Below are 24,228 nucleotides of genomic sequence, written 5' to 3'. Positions count from 1 at the left end.
ATAACGGTTTGCCCACTGTACCCTCACATCGCTGAATCCGGTATAGTCACTTGATGTACAGAAAATGGATTGATTAATGAAGCAACTTTTAGATTTCCTACCGCTGGTCGTCTTCTTTATTTTTTATAAGATGTACGACATTTTCGTCGCCTCGGGCGCACTCATCGTCGCAACGCTGTTGGCTTTGGCTATAAGTTGGGTGATGTACCGCAAGGTCGAGAAAATGACCTTGGTCACCGCCGCCATGGTTGTGGTATTTGGTTCACTGACTTTGGCCTTCCATAGCGATCAGTTTATTAAATGGAAAGTCACGGTAATTTACGTTCTGTTCGCCGGTGCCTTGCTGATCAGCCAGTTAATCCTGAAGAAACCCTTGATTCAGCGCATGCTGGGCAAAGAGTTAACCCTGCCTGATAGCGTATGGTCGCGACTCAATCTGGCCTGGGCGATGTTTTTCCTGGTCTGCGGTCTGGCTAATATCTATGTCGCTTTCTGGTTGCCGCAGGATATCTGGGTAAACTTCAAAGTATTCGGTTTAACCGCATTAACGCTGGTCTTTACCCTGATAAGCGGCGTGTATATTTATCGCCATATGCCAACAGAACAAAAAAAATCCTAAGATTGATTTGATGCTCGCCCGCCGTTCTGGGCGAGCCATTATTGTATGAATTTACTTTTTATAAGAAGACAGAGATGACTCAGCAACTTTTACCCAACGGGGAATTGGTACTTCGTACCTTGGCAATGCCAGCCGACACCAACGCGAACGGCGACATTTTTGGCGGCTGGCTGATGTCGCAAATGGATATTGGTGGCGCTATTCAGGCAAAGGAAATAGCTCACGGTCGAGTGGTGACGGTACGAGTGGACGGCATGACCTTCCTCAAGCCGGTGGCCGTAGGCGACGTAGTTTGCTGCTACGCTCGTTGCATTAAAACTGGCCGCAGTTCCATCGTAGTGAATGTCGAAGTGTGGGTTAAGAAAGTTTCATCAGAACCTATTGGTCAGCGTTATCGCGCTACCGAAGCGGTATTTACTTACGTGGCGGTCGATGATGAAGGCAAATCTCGCCCACTGCCCGCGGGAAAGATTAATTTTGAAGTTGGCTCCGGGCAGTAATCATTTCCCGCTGCTTTTTAGCTTCAGTTTCTACCCTTAAAAAGGGTCGCCAAAGCGACCCTTTTTAAGGCGACATAGATACTGACATAGACACTGCAAAAACGTATAACCGGACGAACTTATGGGAAATAACCCAATCAGTTCATTTCCATATCACCGCCAATCTTGAACACAATGGTGGTAACATAATTTTTTGCCGCTACGGCCTCAAATCGCCATTTTCTCATCACCTGTTTAACTTCCCGTTCAAAAGTATTACGCGGTGTGGCTTCTAATATACGCACGTTGGTCACGCGGCCATTTTCATCAATGTCATATTGCACTTTAACCGAACCTTCCACGCCTAACGCCAGTGCGCGCGCCGGATAAGTTGGTTTTGCCTTACTCAGCGCTTTAGGACCAGCAGTGTTAGACGAGCCAGGCACCGAGGCTGGCGGTGCAGATTTCACCGGCGCCGCTTGGGTCACCGCGGTCGGTTCATCGGATTTAAACAGCGATTCCGTTGGCGGCTGCTCGATTTTCTTCACGTCCGGTTTTTTCACTTCTTTCTTCACCGGTTTAGGCTTGGGTTTCGGCTTAACCACTTCCTTTTTCACTGGCTCAGGTTTAGGCAAAGGAACCGGTACCGGTTCTGGCAAAACTTCAGGTTCTGGCGGGGTTTCCTCAACTACGGGCTCCGGCTGACTTTCCGGTTCGGCAGCCGCAGGCTGCGGAGCAGCAAATGTGGCGATATTAACCATCGTCACTGCAATCGGCGCATCTTCAATTTCAGGTTGTTTATTTATTTCCTCGACGGAGACATAAAGCAATGCAGCAATAACGCTGCCGTGCAACCCGAGAGAAAATGCTACTGGCCATGTAAGCCGACGAACCGGTAAAAGTTTTTTTAGCTGCATAGTGATTCAATATCCTCTGATGCCGCCAAGTTTAAATGCAAATAGCAATCATATTCAATAAGCAATGGCAAACAATTGCTTCAATCGGCACTAAATGATGTTTTTAGCTGCGATCTCAGAATGATAAAACTTTCTGTTGACAGTTAATTATCATTTTATTTCAGCACTGATAACCTGCCATTATCGGTTGAGTAAAAACAAATAACCAAAATTATGTTCGCGGGTTGAATTTAATCACTGAACATGGTCAGATGAATATTCGATTATTACTCATTTATCGGTCTGATTTTTAAGGTGATACGATGCTTTATTTAATTTTCTCAACCGATGTACCCGATTCTCTGGCACAGCGTTTGTCCGTTCGCCCTGCCCATTTAGCGCGTTTGCAAACCCTACGGGATCAGGGGCGGTTATTAACCGCAGGCCCTCATCCTGCTATCGACAGCCATGACCCAGGCGCCGCGGGTTTCAGCGGTTCAACGGTTATTGCGGAATTTGAAAGTCTGGCCGAAGCTCAAGCTTGGGCAGAACAAGATCCCTATGTGGCGGCCGGCGTTTATCAATCGGTGATTGTAAAACCTTTTAAACAAGTATTCTGATGAGTATTTGAATTTACCGGCGGATTAAATCGACAGATTAACTGTGTGGCCTATTGACTGCAGCTGCTTTAAAAAGTCATTTCTTTCGCCCATATAATATATGTGGGAAATTAACTGTTTTAGTCTTACTCTCCGTGAATTCATTAGACCAATTTAATTAACTTTTTCTTACTTAAATAAAGCGCGCAATAAAATCCTAATTAAATATTATTCATGTATTGCTGATTAACCGTACGAAGAATAGAGCATTGTAGCCCGTTTACGTGAGTCCTGGCGTTATACCCCTCATACTAATCCGGGTCTCATCGATAACCGCTGTTCTGATAAGACCCTAGAATAAAACTATTTCTTCACAATCAAGGCTTGTTGAATGGCATCGGCCAGTGGCGCTAGCCACTCGACAGCGTGCTTCATATCGTCATTAACGCGCGAATAAGCAGCCCCTTCGCTGGCACCAACCGATTGTTTAATAATTTCTAAGGCAGCCTGTACCGCCAATAGCCGTTGTTTTTGCTGATCGCTTGGGAGATTCCCAGAGCCAAAGTAATTATCTAACATTCGAGCCTCCTTTATTATTGCACCGACACAGTTGGTAAGGATCTAGCGAACACGGCCTGCATATCTTTCCCCTAATCCTGACGGGCAGAATTAGCCAGCCACTCACGTTTGAGCTGCGCATAAATAAGTTCATCGCCCCATACGCCGTTAAAACAGTCGTTTTGTATCAGATGCGCTTCTTTGCGCATTCCCAAACGCTCGACCACATTTATCGAGCCGATATTCAATGCATCCAACCGAGCGAAAATACGATGGCATCCATGTTGGGTAAAGCCGATATTCAACATGGCCTGAACCGCTTCAGTGGCAAAGCCCTGCCCGCTAAACTTTGGATTAAATATATAACCAACCTCAGCCTGAGCTGCCGGTTTATTAGACAGTTTAAACAATACTTCGCCAATATGCTCGCCGGTGTCCACACGTTCAACGGCCAAGGTTAAGGTATCTCCCTGTTCCTGAAAACGGCATTCAGTGGCCTGCAGTAAATTTGCCCGAAGAGTGGCATCATCCGCCGGAGCGCAATAGAGATAACGATAAACCGACGCCAGTGAGTGATAGGCCTGATAAGAAGGGAAATCATCTGGAGTAAAGCGTCGTAGCAGAAGTCTTAAGGTTTTAATCGGTAATTGCATTGATATCCTTGGATGTTGTTTCCACTCAAACCGGCGTTATTGGCAGCTGCCCACAATGTCTGCCAATAACAGTGTTTTTGTGAAAACAAAATGTCAGCGATTATTTAAGGTTCGCGTAGGTTTTTTCCCAATGTTCCTCGCACGCATCGACGGCCTGTTCAAGATCGTGAGGCGCAGCCTTCAAAATGCGATGATCTTTCCGTACCCACAAACTATAACTGTGTTTCCCCTGAGTCATAGTCTGTTCAGCATAAATAGTGGTTTGGAACACAGTTTCAGCCCGATCGCTGTAAATCTCATACTTGTAAAGCGCGTCACTCTTTTGCAAATTTCCAAAGAAAACCGTTTTAGCCAAAATATATCGAGACATAGAAAATACACTCTCTGCTGAAATGGAAGAGCCAGTCTCCACCGATTTGATAATTACATCTGTGATGATCACGGCATAACCGCAGTAACGGCTTTGAAATAACTCAATTTTTAAAGTTGCGTCGAGGGTTTATCCGGATCCGGCTTCAGATCAATAGTCGTATCTTCACTAATTTTTATTATTATCGTTCCACGCATGAAAACGAGATTTCGGTCAATCGTTCTAGTACCGGTTCTGTTTTATTTAATTAACACCTGATTTTAAACTGGACTTATCTGTAGAACCCTTTACACGGTTTGGGTCTAAGACTATAAGCGGTTGATTCATCTTTGATCGCCCTCAATAGAACAGGTGAAAACATATAACAATAGCTAGGATAACGTTATTTTTGGCTACGCATTGAAGACGATTGCCAGCAGATTAGGCTAAAAGTTAATTGTCTGATTTATTGTCCGTGGCACAAGAAAAGAGTAGCAATATTTATTTTTAGGCTGATATGGACATTGACATTTCATTAAACCTTCAGATTAATCTTGCACAAAGGAATAGTGAATTCTAAAATATTTCAGATAGCATTCATTGATATAAAACCGCAATTGAATCCGTCATCATTGGATATTAAATCCATAAAAAACAGCATGATACAGGAAATAATTCGAGAATTAATAAAGAAAGAACACTTGAATAAATGGCTAAATATTACGCCGAAAGGTCGGCCGCTTTATGCTATCGCTCAGTAACACCCCTGAAACTGACCTCTAGTCACAAAGCGACCATGTATATATATTAACGCGACTTTGCTCAGAAGTGAAATCCGTTCAAGAAATATCGGAAAAATATTGTTATACCCACTTCATCTGGTTAGATTCCGCGCAAAAAAAATGAAGCCAAAATACTCAGAGTCTATTTGTAAGATATATTAAAACAAGATAAAAACAGCCCCACAAAGGGACCGTTCTTATTATTCTCGTCATTTACTGCCACTCATAAGCCACGCTAAACAACAACGCCCGGCGATGCTGATTTACGTGAATCTGGCGCACGCTATATATATGACGATAACGACGAGACTGCCCTTCCAACCAGCGATTACGCCGACGTTGATTTTGCCGAAGCATCCGCCAACGGCCAACTTCATTTTTACTACGTCTCATGAAACTATTCTTCCAAAGCTGAGAACCGGCTCATTATAGACCTTTCGGCTCAGCCGCCAAGTACTTGTCCGCAGGAAATAGGAATTCGTAGTTATCTTATTCCATCGCAGGTTTATTCACGCTTGACGAGAAACCCGCTAAGATTATAAGAACACAAATGGACGCAAGTCCTTTTAACTGAAAGAATTTATAGTTGAATATATCGAGTTAATGGTTTCCCCTTTTCATTACTGTGCGTACACTCAGTGATGAACGTTTGCGAACAGGACTTCTCGCTTTTATGACAACATTTTATACCGTAATCAGTTGGCTCTCCTTCTTCGGCTACTGGCTGCTTATTGCCGGGGTTACGCTACGTATCCTGATGAAGCGACGCGCAGTACCTTCCTCCATGGCCTGGTTGCTTATCATCTATATTCTGCCGTTGGTCGGGATTATCGCCTACCTATCGTTTGGGGAGCTGCATCTCGGTAAACGACGAGCCGAACGCGCCAAGGCCATGTGGCCTTCCACCGCTCATTGGCTAAGTGAATTAAAAGAATGCCAGCATATCTTTGCCACCGAAAACAGCGAGGTAGCCGCGCCGCTATTCCAACTTTGCGAACGTCGTCAAGGCATTAGCGGCGTTAAAGGCAACCAACTTCAGTTGTTGACCACCACCGATGACACGCTGAAAGCGCTGATCCGCGATATCGATCTGGCTCAACATAATATTGAAATGGTTTTCTATATCTGGCAACCCGGCGGACTGGTGGATCAGGTGGCTGAATCCTTAATGGCCGCCGCTCGTCGGGGCGTGCATTGCCGCGTTATGCTGGATTCTGCCGGAAGCGTGACCTTCTTCCGCAGCCCTTATCCCGCTATGATGCGCAACGCCGGAATTGAAGTGGTTGAAGCACTGAAAGTGAATTTGTTCCGCGTATTCTTGCGCCGAATGGATTTACGTCAACATCGTAAGGTGGTGCTGATTGATAACTTTGTCGCTTATACCGGCAGTATGAATATGGTTGATCCGCGTTTCTTTAAACAGGATGCAGGTGTGGGTCAATGGATCGATATGATGGCGCGAATGGAAGGCCCGGTAGCAACAACTATGGGCATAGTTTATGCCTGTGATTGGGAAATCGAAACCGGAAAACGTATTTTACCCCCGCCGCCCGATGCCAATATCATGCCGTTTGAACAGGAGTCCGGCCATACCATTCAGGTTATTGCTTCCGGCCCTGGATTCCCGGAAGAAATGATTCATCAGGCGCTACTGACCGCGGTTTATGCCGCCCGTGAACAATTGGTGATGACCACCCCCTACTTCGTGCCAAGCGACGATTTGCTCCACGCTATTTGCACCGCGGCGCAGCGCGGCGTAGACGTCAGTGTTATCGTTCCGAAAGACAACGATTCCATGATGGTCCGCTGGGCCAGCCGCGCATTCTTCGCCGAATTGCTGGAGGCTGGCGTTAAAATTCATCAGTTTGAAGGCGGTTTGCTACACAGCAAGAGCGTTTTGGTCGATGGACAGCTAAGTCTGGTCGGTACGGTCAATCTGGATATGCGCAGCCTGTGGCTTAATTTTGAGATCACGTTGGTGATCGATGATGCCGGTTTCGGTAATGATTTGTCTCAGGTTCAGGACGATTATATCGCTCGCTCAACGTTGTTGGACGGTGAAGTTTGGGCCAAACGGCCACTCTGGCATCGGGTGATGGAGCGTCTGTTCTATTTCTTCAGTCCATTCCTGTAATAATGTTGCTTAGTAATGATTATCGTATTGTAGAAATTCTTAGTTATTGGCAATAAGCGCTATAAAGTGTGTAAAAGGCGCAAAGAGAATGTTTTAATGTGGGCAATATTGCGATGACTAATGGGAACCTGCACATGGACCAGACGATTATGGACCTCAACAACCGCCTGAGCGAAGACGAAACGCTGGAACAGGCTTACGATATTTTTCTTGAGCTGGCAGGCGACAATCTGGATCCGGCAGATATTCTGCTATTCAATTTGCAGTTTGAGGAACGCGGTGCGGCTGAGCTTTTCGATCCCGCCGAAGACTGGAGTGAGCACGTCGATTTTGACCTGAATCCAGATTTTTTCGCGGAAGTGGTCATCGGTCTGGCCGAGAGCGAAGGCGAACCGGTTAATGACGTCTTTGCCCGCGTTCTGTTGTGCCGAGAAAAAGACCATAAACTCTGCCATATTCTGTGGAAAGAGTAAGTCAGGCACTCATTTAGTCTCAGGCTAATGAACTACCTTACCTATAGAAAAGCCCTGTTAGCAATTGAACTAACAGGGCTTTTTTTTCTCAATGATATTCCGCCGGAATGATTACAGTGGATCAACTTTCAGGCAGGAAACCGCATGACGGAAGCTGCCTTCCAGCAACGGCCGAGTTTTAGCACATTCCGGCCCGGCAATCGGGCAGCGGGTACGGAACACACAGCCGGAAGGCGGGTTGATCGGCGAAGGAAGCTCCCCTTCCAATAGTTGGATCACTTTGTCCCGTTCTTTATCCGGATCGGGAATAGGTACTGCCGACATTAGCGCTTTAGTATAGGGATGCTGCGGATTGTGGTACACCTCATCGTAGGTACCCAGTTCAACCGCGTGGCCGAGATACATCACCAATACGCGATCGGAAATGTGTTTTACCACCGCCAAATCGTGAGCAATAAAGATCAACGACAGCCCCATCTCACGCTGTAACTGCTGCAACAGGTTAACCACCTGCGCCTGAATCGATACGTCCAGAGCCGATACCGGTTCGTCACAAATAACCAGTTTCGGCTCCAGAATCAGCGCCCTGGCAATACCGATGCGTTGACACTGACCGCCAGAGAACTCATGCGGATAACGGTTGATTAGGTTAGGTAACAGGCCCACTTTCAACATCATGGCCTTCACTTTATCCCGCACTTCCTGACGTGGCATTTTAGGGTAATAGGTGCGTAAAGGTTCGGCAATAATTTCGCCGATAGTCATTCGCGGATTCAATGACGCTAGCGGGTCTTGGAAAATCATCTGAATATCGCTGCGCGTAGTACGCCACTCGGCGTCGCTCATATTCAGCAAATCTTTCCCTAACCAGGCAACGCTGCCACCGGTCGCTTTAACCAAACCGATAATGGCGCGAGCGAAGGTCGATTTACCGCAACCGGATTCGCCCACTACACCAAGGGTTTCCCCTTCGTATAAACGCAGCGTCACGCCGTCCACCGCTTTCAGGGTTTTCGACGGTTGCCAGAACCACTGTTTGCCATCCTGAATGTCGAAGTGCACTTTCAGATCGGCGACCTCGAGCAAAACGCGCTTATCTGTCACTGTATTCATACCAATTCCCCCACTGGCTTAAAGCAAGCGCGTAAGCGCCCTTCACCAAAATGCTCCAATTCCGGTGCGGTTGAGCAACGGTCCATGGCGTACTGACAGCGAGGCTGGAACGGGCAGCCTTTCGGTAAACGCAGCAGGTTCGGCGGATTGCCGGGGATGGTCATCAGCGATTCGCCTTCAGCGTCCAGACGCGGAACCGCATTCAGTAAACCAATGGAATATGGGTGACTTGGATGATAAAACACGTCGCGGGCTTTGCCGTATTCCATGGTTCGGCCAGCATACATCACCAATACTTTATTACAGATACCGGCCACTACGCCCAAATCATGGGTAATCATGATAATCGCGGTATTGAATTCGTTTTTCAGCTCATTCAGCAGCGTCATAATCTGCGCCTGTACGGTAACGTCCAGAGCAGTAGTCGGCTCATCAGCAATCAATAACTTAGGACGGCACAGCAACGCCATAGCAATCATGACTCGCTGACGCATCCCGCCAGAAAACTCATGGGGATACATCCGCATCCGTTTACGGGCTTCCGGCATTTTTACTGCATCCAGCATCCGAATGGATTCTTCAAAGGCTTCGCTTTTGCTCATCTTTTTATGCAGTTGCAGCACTTCCATCAGCTGTTCGCCGACGCGCATATAAGGATTCAGCGATGTCATCGGGTCCTGGAAAATCATCGAGATTTCCTCTGCCCGCATCCGGTTTAGCTGTTTTTCCGGCAGATTCAGAATTTCCCGACCATTGAATTTGGCCGAACCGCCAATACGCCCGTTGCTGGCCAGTAGGCCCATCAGAGCAAATGCGGTCTGAGATTTACCTGAACCAGACTCACCAACGATACCCAAGGTTTCGCCAGCACGTAGGTCGAAGTTCAGATCGTTCACCGCCGTCACATCGCCATCCGGCGTGGAGAAAGTCACACTGAGGTCTTTCACATCCAATAAAACGGACTGTGGATTGGCAGACTGATTATTCGTAATCGACATGGCAATATTCCTCAGCGATCTTTCGGGTCGAGGGCATCACGCAAGCCATCGCCGATAAAATTGAAACAAAATAGCGTAATCACCAGGAATCCCGCCGGAAACATCAGCAACCAAGGGGAGACTTCCATCGAGTTGGCTCCATCACTCAATAATGCGCCCCAGCTACTTAACGGTTCCTGAGTCCCCAATCCGAGGAAGCTCAGGAAGGATTCGAACAGAATCATACTCGGTACCAATAAAGAAGCGTAAACCACCACCACGCCCAATACGTTAGGGACGATATGTCGCACCACAATATTGCGGGTTGATACGCCGCCCACCAGCGCCGCTTCAATGAATTCTTTGCGCTTCAGGCTTAGCGTCTGCCCGCGCACGATACGCGCCATATCCAGCCAGGAAACCATGCCGATCGCCACAAAGATCAGCAAAATGTTCTGTCCGAAGAAGGTCACTAATAGAATCACGAAGAACATAAACGGGAAGGAGTTCAGAATTTCCAGCAACCGCATCATCAGGGAGTCGATTTTTCCGCCCAGATAACCGGAGAGTGAACCGTACAAAGTTCCGACCACCACGGCGACCAGAGCCGCTGCGACACCGACCATCAGCGAGATTCGTCCACCGATGGCAACACGAACCAGTAAGTCACGGCCAGAGGAATCGGTGCCAAAATAGTGGCCGGATTCAAAGCTCGGCGCGGCCGACATCATGGCCCAATCGGTATCATCATAGGCAAATGGCGACAGCATTGGAGCCAGAATCACAAATAAAGTAATTAACATCAAGACCACCAAACTGGTGATCGCCGCGCGGTTATGTACAAAACGGCGACGGGCATCCTGCCAAAGGCTACGCCCTTCTACTTCCAGTTTTTCACTGAAAGCTTCCAGCGTTTCGCTATTTCTTTTGCTCAACATAATAGGCCAGCTCCAGTGTTAGTAACGGATTTTTGGATCGATAACGGCATAGAGCACATCAACGATCGCATTAAATAAAATGGTTAACGCGCCCACCAGTATCGTCAAACTCAACACCAGAGAATAATCGCGGTTTAACGCACCGTTTACGAACAGCTGACCAATCCCCGGCAACCCGAAGATGGTTTCAATAACCATAGAGCCGGTAATAATACCCACGAACGCTGGCCCCATATAAGACAGAACGGGCAACAGCGCCGGTTTTAATGCGTGGCGGAATACAATAGTACGTAGCGGCAAACCTTTGGCTCGCGCGGTGCGAATAAAGTTGGAATGCAGAACTTCAATCATCGAACCGCGGGTAATACGCGCGATACTGGCTATATAAGCCAGAGAAAGCGCCACCATCGGCAGAATCATAAATTTCAGTGCGCCCCCGTTCCAACCGCCACCCGGTAACCATTTAAGCATGATGGCAAAAATCAGCACCAACAGCGGTGCCACCACGAAACTGGGGATAACTACCCCGGTCATGGCAAAGCCCATCACCGTATAATCCCATTTGGTATTCTGATTCAACGCCGCAATAACGCCGGCACTCACCCCCAACACCACGGCCAAAATAAAGGCCGCAAGACCGAGCTTGGCGGAAACCGGGAAAGACGCGGCCACCAAATCGTTAACGGTATAATCTTTATATTTGAATGAAGGCCCCAAATCACCTTGCGCCAATTGGCCAAGGTAGTTGAAATACTGCTTATAGATAGGATCGTTGAGGTGATATTTTGCCTCAATATTGGCCATGACTTCTGGCGGAAGATTACGCTCACCGGTAAATGGACTTCCCGGCGCAAGACGCATCATAAAGAATGAAATAGTAATCAGTATAAATAACGTCGGAATTGCTTCCAAACAGCGGCGTAAAATAAACTTTAACATTGCCCGTACCTGTGTCTTTAGCCTTTTACTACGGCTTTATATTATCGAAACAATAAGGGCAGTTTCCCATAGGAAACCGCCCTCAAAATGATTAATGCTTGATAATATAAAGATCTTTAACGTGCAAGTTGTCCAGCGGGTCTTTACCGGTGTAGCCACCAACGTAAGGTTTCACCAAACGGGCGTTCACGTAGTAATACACCGGCACGATGGCAGAATCTTTATCCAACTGAGTTTCTGCCTGCTGATACAACGCCGCTCGCTCTTCGTCAGTTTTCACTTTCAGCGTATCAGAAATCAGCTTGTCAAAGGCCGGGCTCTTATAATGAACGGTATTGTTGCTGCTGTTAGACAGCATCATATTCAGGAAGGAAGAAGGCTCGTTGTAATCGGCACACCAGCCGGCACGCGCCACGTCGAAATTGCCCTGATGGCGCGTATCCAGGAAGGTTTTCCATTCCTGATTCTCCAGTTTCACGTCCACACCCAGATTTTTCTTCCAGATAGACGCAGCGGCGATAGCCAATTTTTTATGCAGATCAGAAGTGTTATACAACAGGTTGAATGTCAGCGGTTTATCTTTGGTATAACCGGCTTCGGCCAACAATTTTTTCGCTTCTTCATTACGTTTTTCTTGTGTCCAGCTCGCCCACTCAGGCTGCTTCAGATTGGCACCGCTGGTATAAGGCGGAGTGAAACCAAAGGCTGGCAGATCGCCCTGATTCTTCACCTTATTAACGATAACGTCGCGATCCATACCTAATTTCAATGCTTCACGCACGCGAACATCGGTAAATGGCGCTTTCGCATTATTGATTTCGTAGTAATAAGTACAAAGATAAGGATCTACATGTACCTGATCGGGGATCTCTTTCTTCAGTTTCTGGAATAACTCGATCGGCATGTTGTTATAGGTCATGTCGATTTCACCGGTGCGATAACGGTTAACATCAGTCACTTCTGAAGAAATTGGCAGATAAGTAACTTGATTGATAACGGTTTTTTCGTTATCCCAATAGGTTGGGCTACGTTCCAGAACGATGCGTTCGTTAACCACCCAGTCTTTCAGTTTATAAGCACCGTTGCCAACGAAGTTCTTTGGTTGAGTCCATTTGTCGCCAAACTTCTCGACTACGGCTTTATTCACCGGAGACATAGACGGGTGCGCCAGCAATTTGGCCAGGTAAGGCACCGGCTCGCTTAAAGTGACTTCCAGCGTATGATCATCCAGCGCTTTTACGCCCAGTGTGTCAGCGGGTTTTTTACCGGTAATAATGTCATCGATATTCGCGATATGCGCATATTGCACATAGCTTTCGTAAGGGGAAGCCGTTTTCGGGTCGGCCAGTCGTTGCCAGCTATAAACGAAGTCTTGCGCAGTGACAGGGTCACCGTTTGACCATTTAGCATCTTTACGCAGATGGAAAGTCCAGACCTTAAAGTCTTTGTTATCCCAACTTTCTGCCACACCCGGAACAATATCACCGTTTGGCGAGTTGATCACTACGCCTTCCAGCAGGTCACGGGACAGGTTTGACTCAGGCACGCCTTCAATTTTATGCGGATCCAAAGACTGAGGTTCAGAACCGTTATTACGGACTAAAACCTGCTTTTCTGCCAATTGAACGCCGGCGGGAACGTCAGCGGCGAAACTGCTGCTGACCGACGCTATACCCAAAGCGGCGATGATACCTGCGGCCAGGAGACTTTTCTTTGTGATGTTGGTCATACTTATCTTAACTCCAGTTTTTTATTATTGCGTTATCCAGTGACTGAATACGCCTCACCTTTTAAAAGGCATTTTTTATTTACCCCTATGGAGGAACGAATCCACAGGAAGTAAGACCCCACATGTATTAACACCGCACTGACGCTGCGTCATACATCCCTATTTCACTGCCATCATTGTTTTTACTACGATATTACTGACTCTGCTAGAGTTTACGGATATACAAATTCTTTATATCGGTAGCGTCCTGCGGATCTTTTCCGCTAAAACCGCCTACCGTTGGCCGAATAAGTCGGGCGCTGACCCGGTAATACACCGGAACCATCACCGAATCTTTATCCAGTAAATTTTCTGCCTGTTGGTATAGCGTGGCGCGGGCTTTTTCATCCGACGCGGTCAGCGTTTTAGCCAAAATAGCGTCAAATTCAGGGCTTTTATAGAAGAAGGTATTATTGCTACCGTCGGATAACAGCATATTCAGGAAGGCGCTAGGCTCATTATAATCCGCGCACCACGTGGCTCGAGCCACGTCAAATTGACCTTGATGGCGGCTTTCTAGCGAAGTTTTCCATTCCTGATTCTGCAAAGTAACTTTGGCACCCAGATTCTTTTGCCACATAGATGCGGCAGCAATTGCCTGCTGTTTATTCTGATCCGATGTGTTGTAGAGCAAATTGAACTTCAACGGATTTTTATCGTTATATCCAGCCTCGGCCAATAGCTGTTTTGCCACTTGATTACGTTTTTCTTGCGACCAACCCGCCCACTCCGGCAATGTGAAATTCGCCCCTTCCATAAACGTTGGCGTAAATCCGTAAGCTGGGATCTGCCCTTGTCCCATAATCTTATTGGCGATCACATCCCGATCCAGCGTCAATTTAATGGCGGTTCTCACGCGCGCATCGGTAAACGGCGCTTTGCCATTATTAATTTCATAATAGAAAGTACAGAGATAAGGGCTTACGTGAACTTCTTTTGGCAGATCTTGCTTCATTTTGGCGAATAAAGTTGGCGGGATAGCACCACTGGTAATATCTATTTCACCGCTACGATAACGGTTGATATCACTCACTTCAGAGGCTATTGGCAAGAACGTCGCCTGATCAATCACTGTCGCTTTATTATTCCAATAGGTAGGATTACGTTCAATAACAATGCGTTCGTTAACCACCCAATCTTTCAGATTGTATGCACCATTGCCGACATAGTTTCCCGGCAAAGTCCATTTATCGCCAAACTTTTCCACCGCAGCCCGATTCACTGGCTTCATTGAAGTATGCGATAACATACTGACAAAATACGGTACGGGTTTACTTAATGTGACCTGTAGCGTTTTAGCATCCAATGCCTTAACGCCTAAAGTGCCCGGCGTTTTCGTGCCTTTTAAAATATCGTCAACGTTTTCAATTTGAGCGTACTGCAAATAACTGGCGTAAGGCGAACCTATTTTAGGATCAGCCAAACGCTGCCAGCTGTACACAAAATCTTCTGCGATCACGGGCGACCCATCATTCCAAACCGCGCCATCCCGTAGATGGAAAGTCCAAACCTTAAAATCTTTATTTTCCCAATGAGTCGCAACGGCGGGGATAATATGGCCATCGGCGTCATTACTCACCAAACCTTCCAGCAAATTTAAAATCACATTGCTTTCCGCAACGCCTTCAACTTTATGAGGATCGAGCGACGCAACTTCTGCGCCGTTATTAATGGTGATGGATTGAGTTGCGGCTAATTCAACGCCGGCAGGAACAGTTGCGGCACCGACCATACAAGGAAAAGATAAACTCAGAATAGTGCTAAGTACTGTTAATGGCTTACGCTTCAAATTTATCTGCATGTCCAATAGTCCTTTTTCCAAATTTATGATGTTTTTTTTAATGGTTAGGGTCAGTCTGGAGCCAATACCGCGCTGCACTGCTCATTTCCTTGCAATATCCATGCTCATTTTTTGCAGAGAACACAGAAAAATCTCATTCGGAAGTGGTTCGAAAGCTAACAGAAGCAGAAAATCTACGCCAATAATTTTTACAGAAATGTTAAGCAATTCTCTTTTCTTACATTGAGTGAGTAATCTTTCATAGTATTAACTCCACCCAACAAGTTACACAACAATCTGATTTAACTGTATTAATTCAGAGGGAAGGAAAAAATTGAACTAATGAAATTTCGCACAACCCGCAGAAAGAAACATAAAATTAACATTTATACCATTCCCAGAATAAACATCTGGATATGTTGTCTTAATCACTAATAACATCTAGATAAATTCCACACAAGCATTACAGAATCATGTGAGCAAATTAACAACAAATGACGGATTTATTTTAATCAAACGGCGCTGATGCCAGTGCGTAAACACAGATAAATAGGCTTTAAGTCAGTTTAAAGGCAGGAGAGCTTTATTTACGCCACATTAAAGTGCATCTGGTTAAAATTAATGCACTGTTCGCACCAAATTAATGCAGCGGGATGGGGTTTAGGAAAATACAGGGATATTGAAGAACCGGATAAGTGGGAAATAAAACAAAAAATGAAAGCGAGAGGAAGGAAACCGGCCAGCCGAGGATATAGGTCGGCCAGCCGGTATCATCGCGAGATTAAATTAATTAAATTAAAGTAAGCCGGGGAAGCTGGCCTTTAAACCGGTAACAATAAACTCGATACCTAATGCCATCAGCAGCAAACCCATGATTCGGGTGATAACGTTAATACCGGTCTGCCCTAGCAAGCGTACCAATAGCGGCGCCGCGCGAAATAGCAGCCAGCAACAGAAGGCAAATAAGGCGATAGCAAGAGTTAAACCGAGCAAATTTAGCCAACTGTGATAGCGGGAGCTCCAGACAATAGTCGAACTGATCGCCCCTGGGCCTGCCATTAATGGTAAAGCCAAGGGTACTACGCCAATACTATCCCGCACTGCCGTTTCGGTTTTTTCCTGCTTGTTTTGCTTATCCTCGCCCAGCTTGCCGCTAATCATCGACATTGCAATGCTAACTACCAGAATACCGCCGGCGATGCGGAAAGAATCGATAGAAATACCAAATACTTTCAGGATGGCATCCCCAAGGAATAGCGCTATCCATAAAATGATGGCGACGGAAAGATTCGCCGTCAGGTTTGTCTTATTGCGCCCCGCTTCTGCCTGGTAACTCGTCATACTAATAAATACCGGCAATATTCCTACCGGGTTAACCAGCGCAAACAAGCCAACAAAAAACTTGATGTAGCCTGACAGGTCCAACAGTGATTGACTCACACCCACTCCGCACTATCGCTAATATAAAGTACCTCGGCGCAATAACCACCATTAGCGGTTAATGTCCGTCGATTAGCGCCTCCCTGACCAGTTTTTGCTCAGGTGACGGCGCGACTACAAGCTACTACAGAAGAAACCCGCCGCTTGGAGCCATTCAGGCAGTTATTTTGGCTGCCGGACTGGCATAACGCACAGCCTTCATCTATATGCGCGCTAATGTAATGGAATTACATTGGGGAATCTATGGATTAGATCAGCATTTTAATACGCAATAAGTTTACTCAAAAAATAGGCGAGCAACTGTTAACAAAGTGTGTCTTTTCTGCTGTTTTAACGTCATAAAATATCGCCTTTATGGTTTTAATGCTTTTAATTCTCAATTCAACGCTGCTGAAAGGTGTCAGCTTGACGTTTTTGTGATTTAAATCACGAAATCCATACCTAAGAATAGTTAAGCTCTGTCATAGGAAAAGAGGTAGAGAGCTTGGAAAGGTCAGTTGTGGTTAGCTTCAAATCCGCACCCCGACAAAAATAAAGAAAGCTCTTTCAGTAAATCAGCGGTAGTAATGGTTGAGTAGAATGCGAAAAGTCTTCCTATTCGACAATGCAGCACGAGATAGCCTGACTATACTAGTTGCTTCAACTGCTTATTTACTAAAAGAGTTTAACATTATCAGGAGAGCATTATGGCTGTAACGAATGTCGCTGAACTTAACGAGCTAGTAGCACGCGTCAAGAAAGCCCAGCGCGAGTATGCCAACTTTACTCAAGAGCAAGTTGATAAAATCTTCCGCGCTGCCGCCCTAGCCGCTGCTGATGCCCGTATCCCTTTGGCTAAATTGGCCGTAGCGGAATCTGGCATGGGTATTGTCGAAGATAAGGTTATTAAAAACCACTTCGCATCTGAGTATATCTATAACGCTTACAAAGATGAAAAAACCTGCGGCATCTTGGGTGAGGACAAAACTTTCGGCACCATCACTATTGCGGAACCTATCGGTTTAATCTGCGGTATCGTGCCGACAACCAACCCAACTTCAACGGCTATTTTCAAGGCATTAATCAGCCTGAAAACCCGTAACGGTATCATTTTCTCTCCGCATCCTCGTGCTAAAGACGCAACCAATAAAGCTGCTGATATCGTGCTGCAAGCCGCTATCGCTGCAGGTGCGCCAGCCGACATTATTGGTTGGATTGATGCCCCTACCGTTGAATTATCTAACCAACTAATGCACCACCCAGATATCAACCTGATTCTGGCAACCGGTGGCCCAGGCATGGTTAAAGCGGCTTACAGCTCTGGTAAACCTGCTATCGGCGTAGGCGCAGGTAACACGCCTGTTGTGGTTGATGAAACCGCAGATATCAAACGCGTTGTAGCCTCTATTCTGATGTCTAAAACCTTTGATAACGGCGTCATTTGCGCATCTGAACAATCTATTATCGTCGTTGATTCCGTATACGACGCGGTACGTGAACGTTTCGCCTCCCACGGCGGCTACCTGCTGCAAGGTAAAGAACTGAAAGCCGTTCAGGACATCATCCTGAAAAACGGTGGCCTGAACGCGGCTATCGTAGGTCAGCCAGCAACTAAAATTGCTGAAATGGCCGGTATTAAGGTTCCGGGCAATACCAAGATTCTGATTGGTGAAGTGAAAGTTGTGGACGAATCCGAGCCGTTTGCTCATGAAAAACTGTCCCCGACTCTGGCGATGTATCGTGCGAAGAGCTTCGAAGACGCAGTCGATAAAGCGGAAAAACTGGTTGAAATGGGCGGGATTGGTCACACCTCTTGCCTGTACACCGACCAGGATAACCAGACTGCTCGCGTGAAATACTTCGGCGATAAAATGAAGACTGCCCGTATTCTAATTAACACCCCTGCCTCACAAGGTGGTATCGGTGACCTGTACAACTTCAAACTGGCACCGTCTCTGACGCTGGGTTGTGGTTCATGGGGTGGTAACTCCATCTCTGAAAACGTCGGTCCGAAACACTTGATCAACAAGAAAACTGTGGCTAAGCGAGCAGAAAACATGTTGTGGCATAAACTACCGAAATCTATTTACTTCCGCCGTGGCTCACTGCCAATCGCGCTGGAAGAAGTGGCAACTGACGGTGCAAAACGTGCCTTCATCGTGACTGACCGCTACCTGTTCAACAACGGCTACGCTGACCAAATCACCAGCGTGCTGAAATCTCACGGTATCGAAACCGAAGTCTTCTTCGAAGTTGAAGCTGACCCAACGTTGAGCATCGTGCGTAAAGGTGCTGAGCAGATGAACTCCTTCAAACCAGACGTGATTATCGCGCTGGGTGGCGGTTCACCGATGGATGCGGCCAAAATCATGTGGGTAATGTACGAACATCCGGAAACTCACTTCGAAGAACTGGCGCTGCGCTTTATGGATATCCGTAAACGTATCTACAAGTTCCCGAAAATGGGCGTGAAAGCGAAAATGATCGCCGTCACCACCACTTCCGGTACCGGTTCAGAAGTAACACCGTTTGCGGTCGTTACCGACGATGCTACCGGCCAGAAATATCCATTGGCTGACTACGCATTGACTCCAGATATGGCTATCGTTGATGCCAACCTGGTTATGAATATGCCTAAATCCCTGTGCGCCTTCGGCGGATTGGATGCGGTAACTCATGCCTTGGAAGCCTATGTCTCTGTACTGGCTAACGAATACTCCGACGGTCAGGCGCTGCAAGCGTTGAAACTGTTGAAAGAATTCCTGCCAGCCAGCTACAAAGAAGGGGCGAAAAACCCGGTTGCACGTGAGCGTGTACACAACGCAGCGACTATCGCCGGTATCGCGTTTGCGAACGCCTTCCTGGGTGTCTGTCACTCAATGGCTCACAAACTGGGTTCTGAGTTCCACATCCCGCACGGTCTGGCTAACGCCATGTTGATCTCTAACGTTATCCGTTATAACGCGAACGACAACCCGACTAAGCAAACGGCCTTCAGCCAATACGACCGCCCACAGGCACGTCGTCGTTACGCTGAAATCGCTGACCACTTGGGTCTGGCTGCCGCTGGCGACCGTACCGCACAGAAAATCGAGAAACTGTTGGCTTGGTTGGATGAAATCAAAGCCGAACTGGGTATCCCGACTTCTATTCGCGAAGCGGGCGTTCAGGAAGCTGACTTCTTGGCGAAGGTCGACAAACTGTCTGAAGATGCTTTCGATGACCAGTGTACCGGTGCTAACCCACGTTACCCGCTGATCTCTGAGCTGAAACAGATTCTGATGGACACTTATTATGGCCGCGAATACGTCGAAGAATTCGAACGTGAAGAAGCAGCTGCAAAAGAAGTGGTTAAAGCAGAAAAAAAGACCAAGAAGTAATCATTTGACTGCACTGCTCATCTAACGGTGGGTAATCAGCAAACTGTCTACCCCTCAATCGGTAAATCTGATTGGGGGGTTTTCTTGTGCAGCAACATTGTCAAACCCTACCCATTATTTCCCCGTCATCGAGACTCATAGTGAATATCGACCCGATCATAATTATCTGCCGCTATTCCTATTATTCATCGGCTAAGGTACATAGATTAACGAACGTATCTGTCTGTGCCATTGAGTTTAGGTTCAAACGACGTCAACAGAATGCTAATACGAGGAAAGACAAAAAGGTAAGTCACCCTACGGCGACAAAAAAAACGTCCATGGGGCTTCTGAGGGGGATTCTCGAGGATTAAATATCGCCCTGCCCAGCTAACGGCGTGCAGGCCGCACTGATTGCTTCTTTATAATGCCGGCGACAAACGGAAACATAGCTTTCGTTACCACCAATCACTACTTGCTCACCATCATGCACCGCTCTGCCCTGCGCATCTAATCGCAGCACCATATTGGCTTTACGGCCACAGTGACAAATGGTTTTTAATTCCACCAATTTATCAGCCCAGGCCAGCAAATATTTACTGCCGGTAAATAACTCCCCGAGGAAATCGGTGCGCAGGCCATAGCAAAGGACTGGAATATGATATTCATCGACAACGTGGCAAAGCTGCCTAACCTGCTCTTTGGTCAGGAACTGGCACTCATCCAGCAGCACGCAATGCACCGGCTTATCATGGTGCTCTGCTTCTATAATGGCCGCCAATTGGGTTTCATTATTATAAAGCTGAGCCTGAGAGGTTAGGCCGATACGTGAACTGACTTTGCCAACGCCGAAACGGTTATCAATCTCTGCCGTGAAAACCAGTGTGCGCATACCACGCTCTTGATAGTTATAGGAGGATTGAAGTAATGCGGTGGACTTCCCTGCATTCATTGCAGAATAATAAAAATAAAGCTGAGCCATGGGCCCGTAACTCCACTGGTATATTAAAAGCGCAAATTAACGATATGCCATAGTGTAACACAAACTTTATGCGCAAGCTGACAGGGGATGCAGGAGGTTAATAAGTTTAATAAATTGAGTAATGCGATGAAAGCATTCCGGCTTCTTTTACCTGGACTGATTTAAGAATCCATTCGATGCTATTTTTTGACTGAGTTCACAGTTTCATCGCGCTTAAAGATTTTCCCCAAACATGGGGCTGTACTAAAAGGAGTAAAAACCAAAAAAAACATCGAATTCAACAATAGCCCATTTTACTCATTAATCCCATGCATCATGGCAGCGATAGAAATTAACATTAAATACCTAACAGACATATTTATTAGTGTCGTTGCGACTTTATCCGGTTAAAGGTATCCTTGGCAAAGTCGATTTTGTCATCTATATCCACATTTTTTTCGATGGTTGTAAACGAGCAAGCACAATCAACAACGCTCTATTTTTTGCTTTATTGATATAAAGCATACTTATAGCTTAGTGAGAAAATCATGTTCTAAAATTGCAACTTTTACTCACATATCGAGAATTTGTCTTAGAACTGTGCAAACTAATTGCCCGAACTCATCACTTATTACTAACGATAGACAACTTTCAGCTTTTAAAAAGAGTAAATTCCAGTAAGCTAATCAAATTGGCTATTGCAGAAATTAAAATAGCACTCTATTATTATCCAGACGCCCCCCAACATTATAATTGAGACCAGGACAATGAGCGAAGCGTTAAAAATTCTAAACAACATCCGTACTCTACGTGCTCAAGCGCGCGAATGTAACGTTGATACATTGATAGAAATGCTTGAGAAGCTGAAGGTAGTTGTTGAAGAGCGTGTTGAAGAAGAACGTCAGTCTAAAGCTGAGATTGAAGAACGTGAGCGTAAACTGTCGCAATATCGTGAAATGCTTATTGCAGACGGTATTGACCCGAACGAGCTGATGGCCACTTTAAGTACAGCTAAAGCAGCAGGCAAAGCTAAACGTGCAGCTCGCCCAGCTAAATACCAATATACTGATGAAAATGGCGAACTGAAAACTTGGACCGGCCAAGGCCGTACTCCAGCTGTGATTAAGAAAGCTCTCGATGAACAAGGTAAATCGCTGGACGATTTCCTACTGTAATAGTATTTAAACATTTACTATTATCTGAGAAATACCCTCTTCTTATGTTGAGGGTATTTTTTATTGGGTTTTAAAAACGATCCTTAACCCAGAAAAAATTCCCAATTTCTTACCAATCATTACACTTCTCTATAAATTACTCTCCGTTATCATTTTCATAGCAAATCCATAAGAATACTCTGCTAATCTATAACAATATTAATAGTTAGTTTTAAATTTCAGGTAAAGTGTCGTCATAGTTTTACCAACGTCAGATTTATTCAGAAGAAAATTTACGGTTTTAACGTGGATAGAAAAATCAGAAAATGCAGCAGTATGCCGTTGTAAAACATACCGCTGCTCAGAATGTTCTTACTTAGCGCGAGTTAGCGTGATTAACCGATGCTCCGCGGCCGATGGCATAATAAATAAAGCCCCGGCTATTTAAGCGCTCCGGGTCGTACAAATTACGCCCATCAAAAATAACCGCTTCTTTCAATCTGGATTTGATAACGTCAAAATCTGGAGCTCGAAAGTTTTGCCACTCGGTACAAATAACCAACGCATCTGCCCCCTGAAGCGCAGCTTCTTTAGTTCCCATTAATCTCAAATCGTCACGCGAACCATAAATCCGCTGAGTTTCGTCCATAGCTTCAGGATCATAAGCCTGAATAATAGCACCAGCCTCCCACAGCGACTCCAGCAAAACACGACTTGGCGCTTCACGCATATCATCGGTATTAGGTTTAAATGCCAGTCCCCATAGCGCAAAAGTTTTTCCAGCCAGGTTATCGCCATAGTGTTTTTTAATAAACTGAGTCAGTTTGGATTTTTGCTGAATGTTGACTTGCTCTACGGCTTGTAACAGTTTTGGTTGATAACCAATATTCTCAGCTGTACTAATTAATGCTTGAACGTCTTTTGGGAAACAGGATCCACCGTAGCCGCAGCCTGAATATATAAAGTGATAGCCAATACGCGAATCTGACCCTATACCCTGCCGGACTTTTTCTACATCTGCGCCTAATAGTTCGGCCAGATTTGCAATTTCATTCATAAAACTGATTTTTGTCGCCAGCATACAGTTAGCCGCATACTTCGTCAGTTCAGCACTGCGCACATCCATTACCAGCATACGGTCGTGATTACGATTAAATGGCTCATACAGCTCACTTATAAGTGGAATCACGTCATTATTGTCAGTACCTATTACGATACGCTCAGGGCGCTTACAGTCGGATACCGCCGCCCCTTCTTTCAGAAATTCAGGATTGGATATCACATCAAAGTCGATCTCTATATCTCTCTGACGTAGAACTGCAGCCATGGCACTCCGAACTTTATCGGCAGTACCCACCGGAACCGTGGATTTATCAATGATAACTTTAGGTTCCATCATATATTTAGCGATAGTTTCTGAAACCTGAATCACATATTGCAAATCTGCGGCACCATTCTCATCTGGCGGAGTACCAACAGCAATAAATTGGATGGCACTGTGATGTACACCAGCTTTCGCATCCGTAGAGAAATGCAGACGACCAGCCTCAACGTTTTCTTTTACCAAAGTAGACAGCCCAGGCTCAAAAATTGGCAGATGCCCTTTTTGCAAGCCTTCTACCTTACGTGCATCGACATCAATACAAAGTACATCATGCCCAACCTCAGCAAATACTGCGGCTTGAACCAATCCGACGTAGCCAATACCAAAAATGGTTACTTTCATTATATTTACCCTAACCGTTTAAATCGAAAACCAATTGTTAGCCACGAAACTTTCAATCATCTTTAGCGATCGAATGTTTAATAAATAAGCCAGAGCATACCGCTACATGTATTGCGCTAATGACACATTGTCGAAACGATACAAACCGTTTGCAGCGGCGATTCACCGAACTCTCGGACCACTAGAATAAAAGGTAGATGAATAAAAACCCTGGTACGTTAGTGGCTACTGCTGGCAGCAGCACACAATTGCACAGTCTGTATTAATGCTTTATCAACCATCGTTAACATTTTCAGATTCAACATGGGCGATTAATCCGGTGTTGCATGATTAGTTTGCGATTTTCAATAGCCTAAGCCGCCACGAAGGGCATGACTATTTCCGCATGCTGTCAGCCATTAAGCGTAGTTTAAGAGAGAAGCATTAACGTAACCTTAAGACCCGGCAATTGAAGTGTAGCAATCAACGGAAAAACGAAGGATATAAGCTGACTTATATTTACAGGTCAGAGTTTCTTTTCATTGGTTCAAAAAATAGGCTACATACGAGACT

Annotated in this window: 21 protein-coding genes; 7 read left to right on the top strand and 14 right to left on the bottom strand. The window is 45.9% G+C overall.

Annotated features, from left to right (window positions below; translation table 11 throughout):
* The first annotated feature begins 76 nt into the window (after nt 1–76).
* Nucleotides 77–619: a septation protein A gene (locus PL78_RS04925; protein ID WP_064513621.1), complete on the top strand. Its 543-nt coding sequence runs from the start codon at nt 77–79 to the stop codon at nt 617–619.
* Nucleotides 620–693: 74 nt separating this feature from the next.
* On the top strand, nt 694–1,119 hold the full coding sequence (gene yciA / locus PL78_RS04920; RefSeq protein ID WP_049598221.1) for an acyl-CoA thioester hydrolase YciA: 426 nt from the start codon (nt 694–696) through the stop codon (nt 1,117–1,119).
* 137 nt (nt 1,120–1,256) lie between these two features.
* Here yciA and PL78_RS04915 read toward each other — a convergent pair whose 3' ends face one another.
* On the bottom strand, nt 1,257–2,015 hold the full coding sequence (locus PL78_RS04915) for an energy transducer TonB (RefSeq protein WP_064513619.1): 759 nt from the start codon (nt 2,013–2,015) through the stop codon (nt 1,257–1,259).
* 302 nt (nt 2,016–2,317) lie between these two features.
* On the opposite strand from PL78_RS04915, the gene PL78_RS04910 reads away from it, so the two are divergent.
* On the top strand, nt 2,318–2,614 hold the full coding sequence (locus tag PL78_RS04910) for a YciI family protein (protein ID WP_064513617.1): 297 nt from the start codon (nt 2,318–2,320) through the stop codon (nt 2,612–2,614).
* Nucleotides 2,615–2,956: 342 nt separating this feature from the next.
* Here the strand turns inward: PL78_RS04910 and PL78_RS04905 are convergent, their stop codons facing one another.
* From PL78_RS04905 to PL78_RS04885, 4 genes are all read right to left on the bottom strand, one after another.
* Nucleotides 2,957–3,172 (bottom strand): hypothetical protein, encoded by a 216-nt coding sequence (locus PL78_RS04905; RefSeq protein WP_064513615.1) that lies wholly within the window; start codon nt 3,170–3,172, stop codon nt 2,957–2,959.
* Nucleotides 3,173–3,243: 71 nt separating this feature from the next.
* Nucleotides 3,244–3,804 carry a GNAT family N-acetyltransferase gene (locus PL78_RS04900; RefSeq protein ID WP_064513613.1) on the bottom strand — a complete coding sequence of 187 codons (561 nt, stop codon included), beginning with the start codon at nt 3,802–3,804 and terminating at the stop codon, nt 3,244–3,246.
* Between the two features lie 100 nt (nt 3,805–3,904).
* Nucleotides 3,905–4,174 (bottom strand): hypothetical protein, encoded by a 270-nt coding sequence (locus PL78_RS04895; protein WP_064513611.1) that lies wholly within the window; start codon nt 4,172–4,174, stop codon nt 3,905–3,907.
* Nucleotides 4,175–5,148: 974 nt separating this feature from the next.
* A complete protein-coding gene (locus tag PL78_RS04885; RefSeq protein WP_038242532.1) occupies nt 5,149–5,328 on the bottom strand; it encodes a YciY family protein in 180 nt (59 codons plus the stop codon).
* 280 nt (nt 5,329–5,608) lie between these two features.
* Here PL78_RS04885 and cls point away from each other — a divergent pair, with 280 nt between their 5' ends.
* Both cls and PL78_RS04875 read left to right on the top strand, forming a co-directional pair.
* Complete coding sequence (cls, locus tag PL78_RS04880) at nt 5,609–7,069, top strand: cardiolipin synthase (protein ID WP_064513607.1); 1,461 nt, start codon at nt 5,609–5,611, stop codon at nt 7,067–7,069.
* A gap of 149 nt (nt 7,070–7,218) precedes the next feature.
* The gene (locus tag PL78_RS04875) at nt 7,219–7,542 is read left to right on the top strand and encodes an HI1450 family dsDNA-mimic protein (RefSeq protein WP_064518254.1); all 324 of its coding nucleotides are present in this window, start codon (nt 7,219–7,221) and stop codon (nt 7,540–7,542) included.
* A gap of 111 nt (nt 7,543–7,653) precedes the next feature.
* Here PL78_RS04875 and oppF read toward each other — a convergent pair whose 3' ends face one another.
* The 7 genes from oppF to PL78_RS04840 all read right to left on the bottom strand — a co-directional run bounded on the left by oppF (nt 7,654) and on the right by PL78_RS04840 (nt 16,497).
* Complete coding sequence (oppF, locus tag PL78_RS04870; protein ID WP_049598210.1) at nt 7,654–8,655, bottom strand: murein tripeptide/oligopeptide ABC transporter ATP binding protein OppF; 1,002 nt, start codon at nt 8,653–8,655, stop codon at nt 7,654–7,656.
* Nucleotides 8,652–9,653 (bottom strand): ABC transporter ATP-binding protein, encoded by a 1,002-nt coding sequence (oppD, locus tag PL78_RS04865; RefSeq protein ID WP_064513605.1) that lies wholly within the window; start codon nt 9,651–9,653, stop codon nt 8,652–8,654. Before oppD ends, oppF begins: the two co-directional genes overlap by 4 nt.
* A gap of 11 nt (nt 9,654–9,664) precedes the next feature.
* Entirely contained in the window at nt 9,665–10,573 is a 909-nt protein-coding gene (gene oppC, locus PL78_RS04860) for an oligopeptide ABC transporter permease OppC (protein WP_049598206.1), read from the bottom strand.
* 15 nt (nt 10,574–10,588) lie between these two features.
* Nucleotides 10,589–11,509, bottom strand: coding sequence for an oligopeptide ABC transporter permease OppB (gene oppB / locus PL78_RS04855; RefSeq protein WP_064513603.1), 921 nt, complete (start codon nt 11,507–11,509; stop codon nt 10,589–10,591).
* A gap of 91 nt (nt 11,510–11,600) precedes the next feature.
* A complete protein-coding gene (oppA, locus tag PL78_RS04850) occupies nt 11,601–13,238 on the bottom strand; it encodes an oligopeptide ABC transporter substrate-binding protein OppA (protein ID WP_064513601.1) in 1,638 nt (545 codons plus the stop codon).
* Nucleotides 13,239–13,443: 205 nt separating this feature from the next.
* Nucleotides 13,444–15,078 (bottom strand): ABC transporter substrate-binding protein, encoded by a 1,635-nt coding sequence (locus tag PL78_RS04845; protein WP_064518252.1) that lies wholly within the window; start codon nt 15,076–15,078, stop codon nt 13,444–13,446.
* A 774-nt stretch (nt 15,079–15,852) separates the two neighbouring features.
* Entirely contained in the window at nt 15,853–16,497 is a 645-nt protein-coding gene (locus PL78_RS04840) for a YchE family NAAT transporter (protein ID WP_064513599.1), read from the bottom strand.
* 686 nt (nt 16,498–17,183) lie between these two features.
* Between PL78_RS04840 and adhE the strand changes: the two genes are divergently transcribed.
* Entirely contained in the window at nt 17,184–19,856 is a 2,673-nt protein-coding gene (adhE, locus tag PL78_RS04835) for a bifunctional acetaldehyde-CoA/alcohol dehydrogenase (protein ID WP_064513597.1), read from the top strand.
* Between the two features lie 349 nt (nt 19,857–20,205).
* Here the strand turns inward: adhE and PL78_RS04830 are convergent, their stop codons facing one another.
* Nucleotides 20,206–20,817: a thymidine kinase gene (locus tag PL78_RS04830; protein WP_064513595.1), complete on the bottom strand. Its 612-nt coding sequence runs from the start codon at nt 20,815–20,817 to the stop codon at nt 20,206–20,208.
* Nucleotides 20,818–21,563: 746 nt separating this feature from the next.
* Here PL78_RS04830 and hns point away from each other — a divergent pair.
* Complete coding sequence (hns, locus tag PL78_RS04825) at nt 21,564–21,971, top strand: histone-like nucleoid-structuring protein H-NS (protein WP_064513593.1); 408 nt, start codon at nt 21,564–21,566, stop codon at nt 21,969–21,971.
* Nucleotides 21,972–22,326: 355 nt separating this feature from the next.
* Here the strand turns inward: hns and PL78_RS04820 are convergent, their stop codons facing one another.
* The gene (locus tag PL78_RS04820; RefSeq protein WP_064513591.1) at nt 22,327–23,676 is read right to left on the bottom strand and encodes a UDP-glucose dehydrogenase family protein; all 1,350 of its coding nucleotides are present in this window, start codon (nt 23,674–23,676) and stop codon (nt 22,327–22,329) included.
* Between the last annotated feature and the right edge of the window lie 552 nt (nt 23,677–24,228).

The sequence above is a fragment of the Yersinia entomophaga genome (genome assembly GCF_001656035.1).
GTDB lineage: Bacteria > Pseudomonadota > Gammaproteobacteria > Enterobacterales > Enterobacteriaceae > Yersinia > Yersinia entomophaga.
Note: the sequence above shows the minus strand (reverse complement) of the source record. Positions and strands in the feature narration are given on the sequence as shown.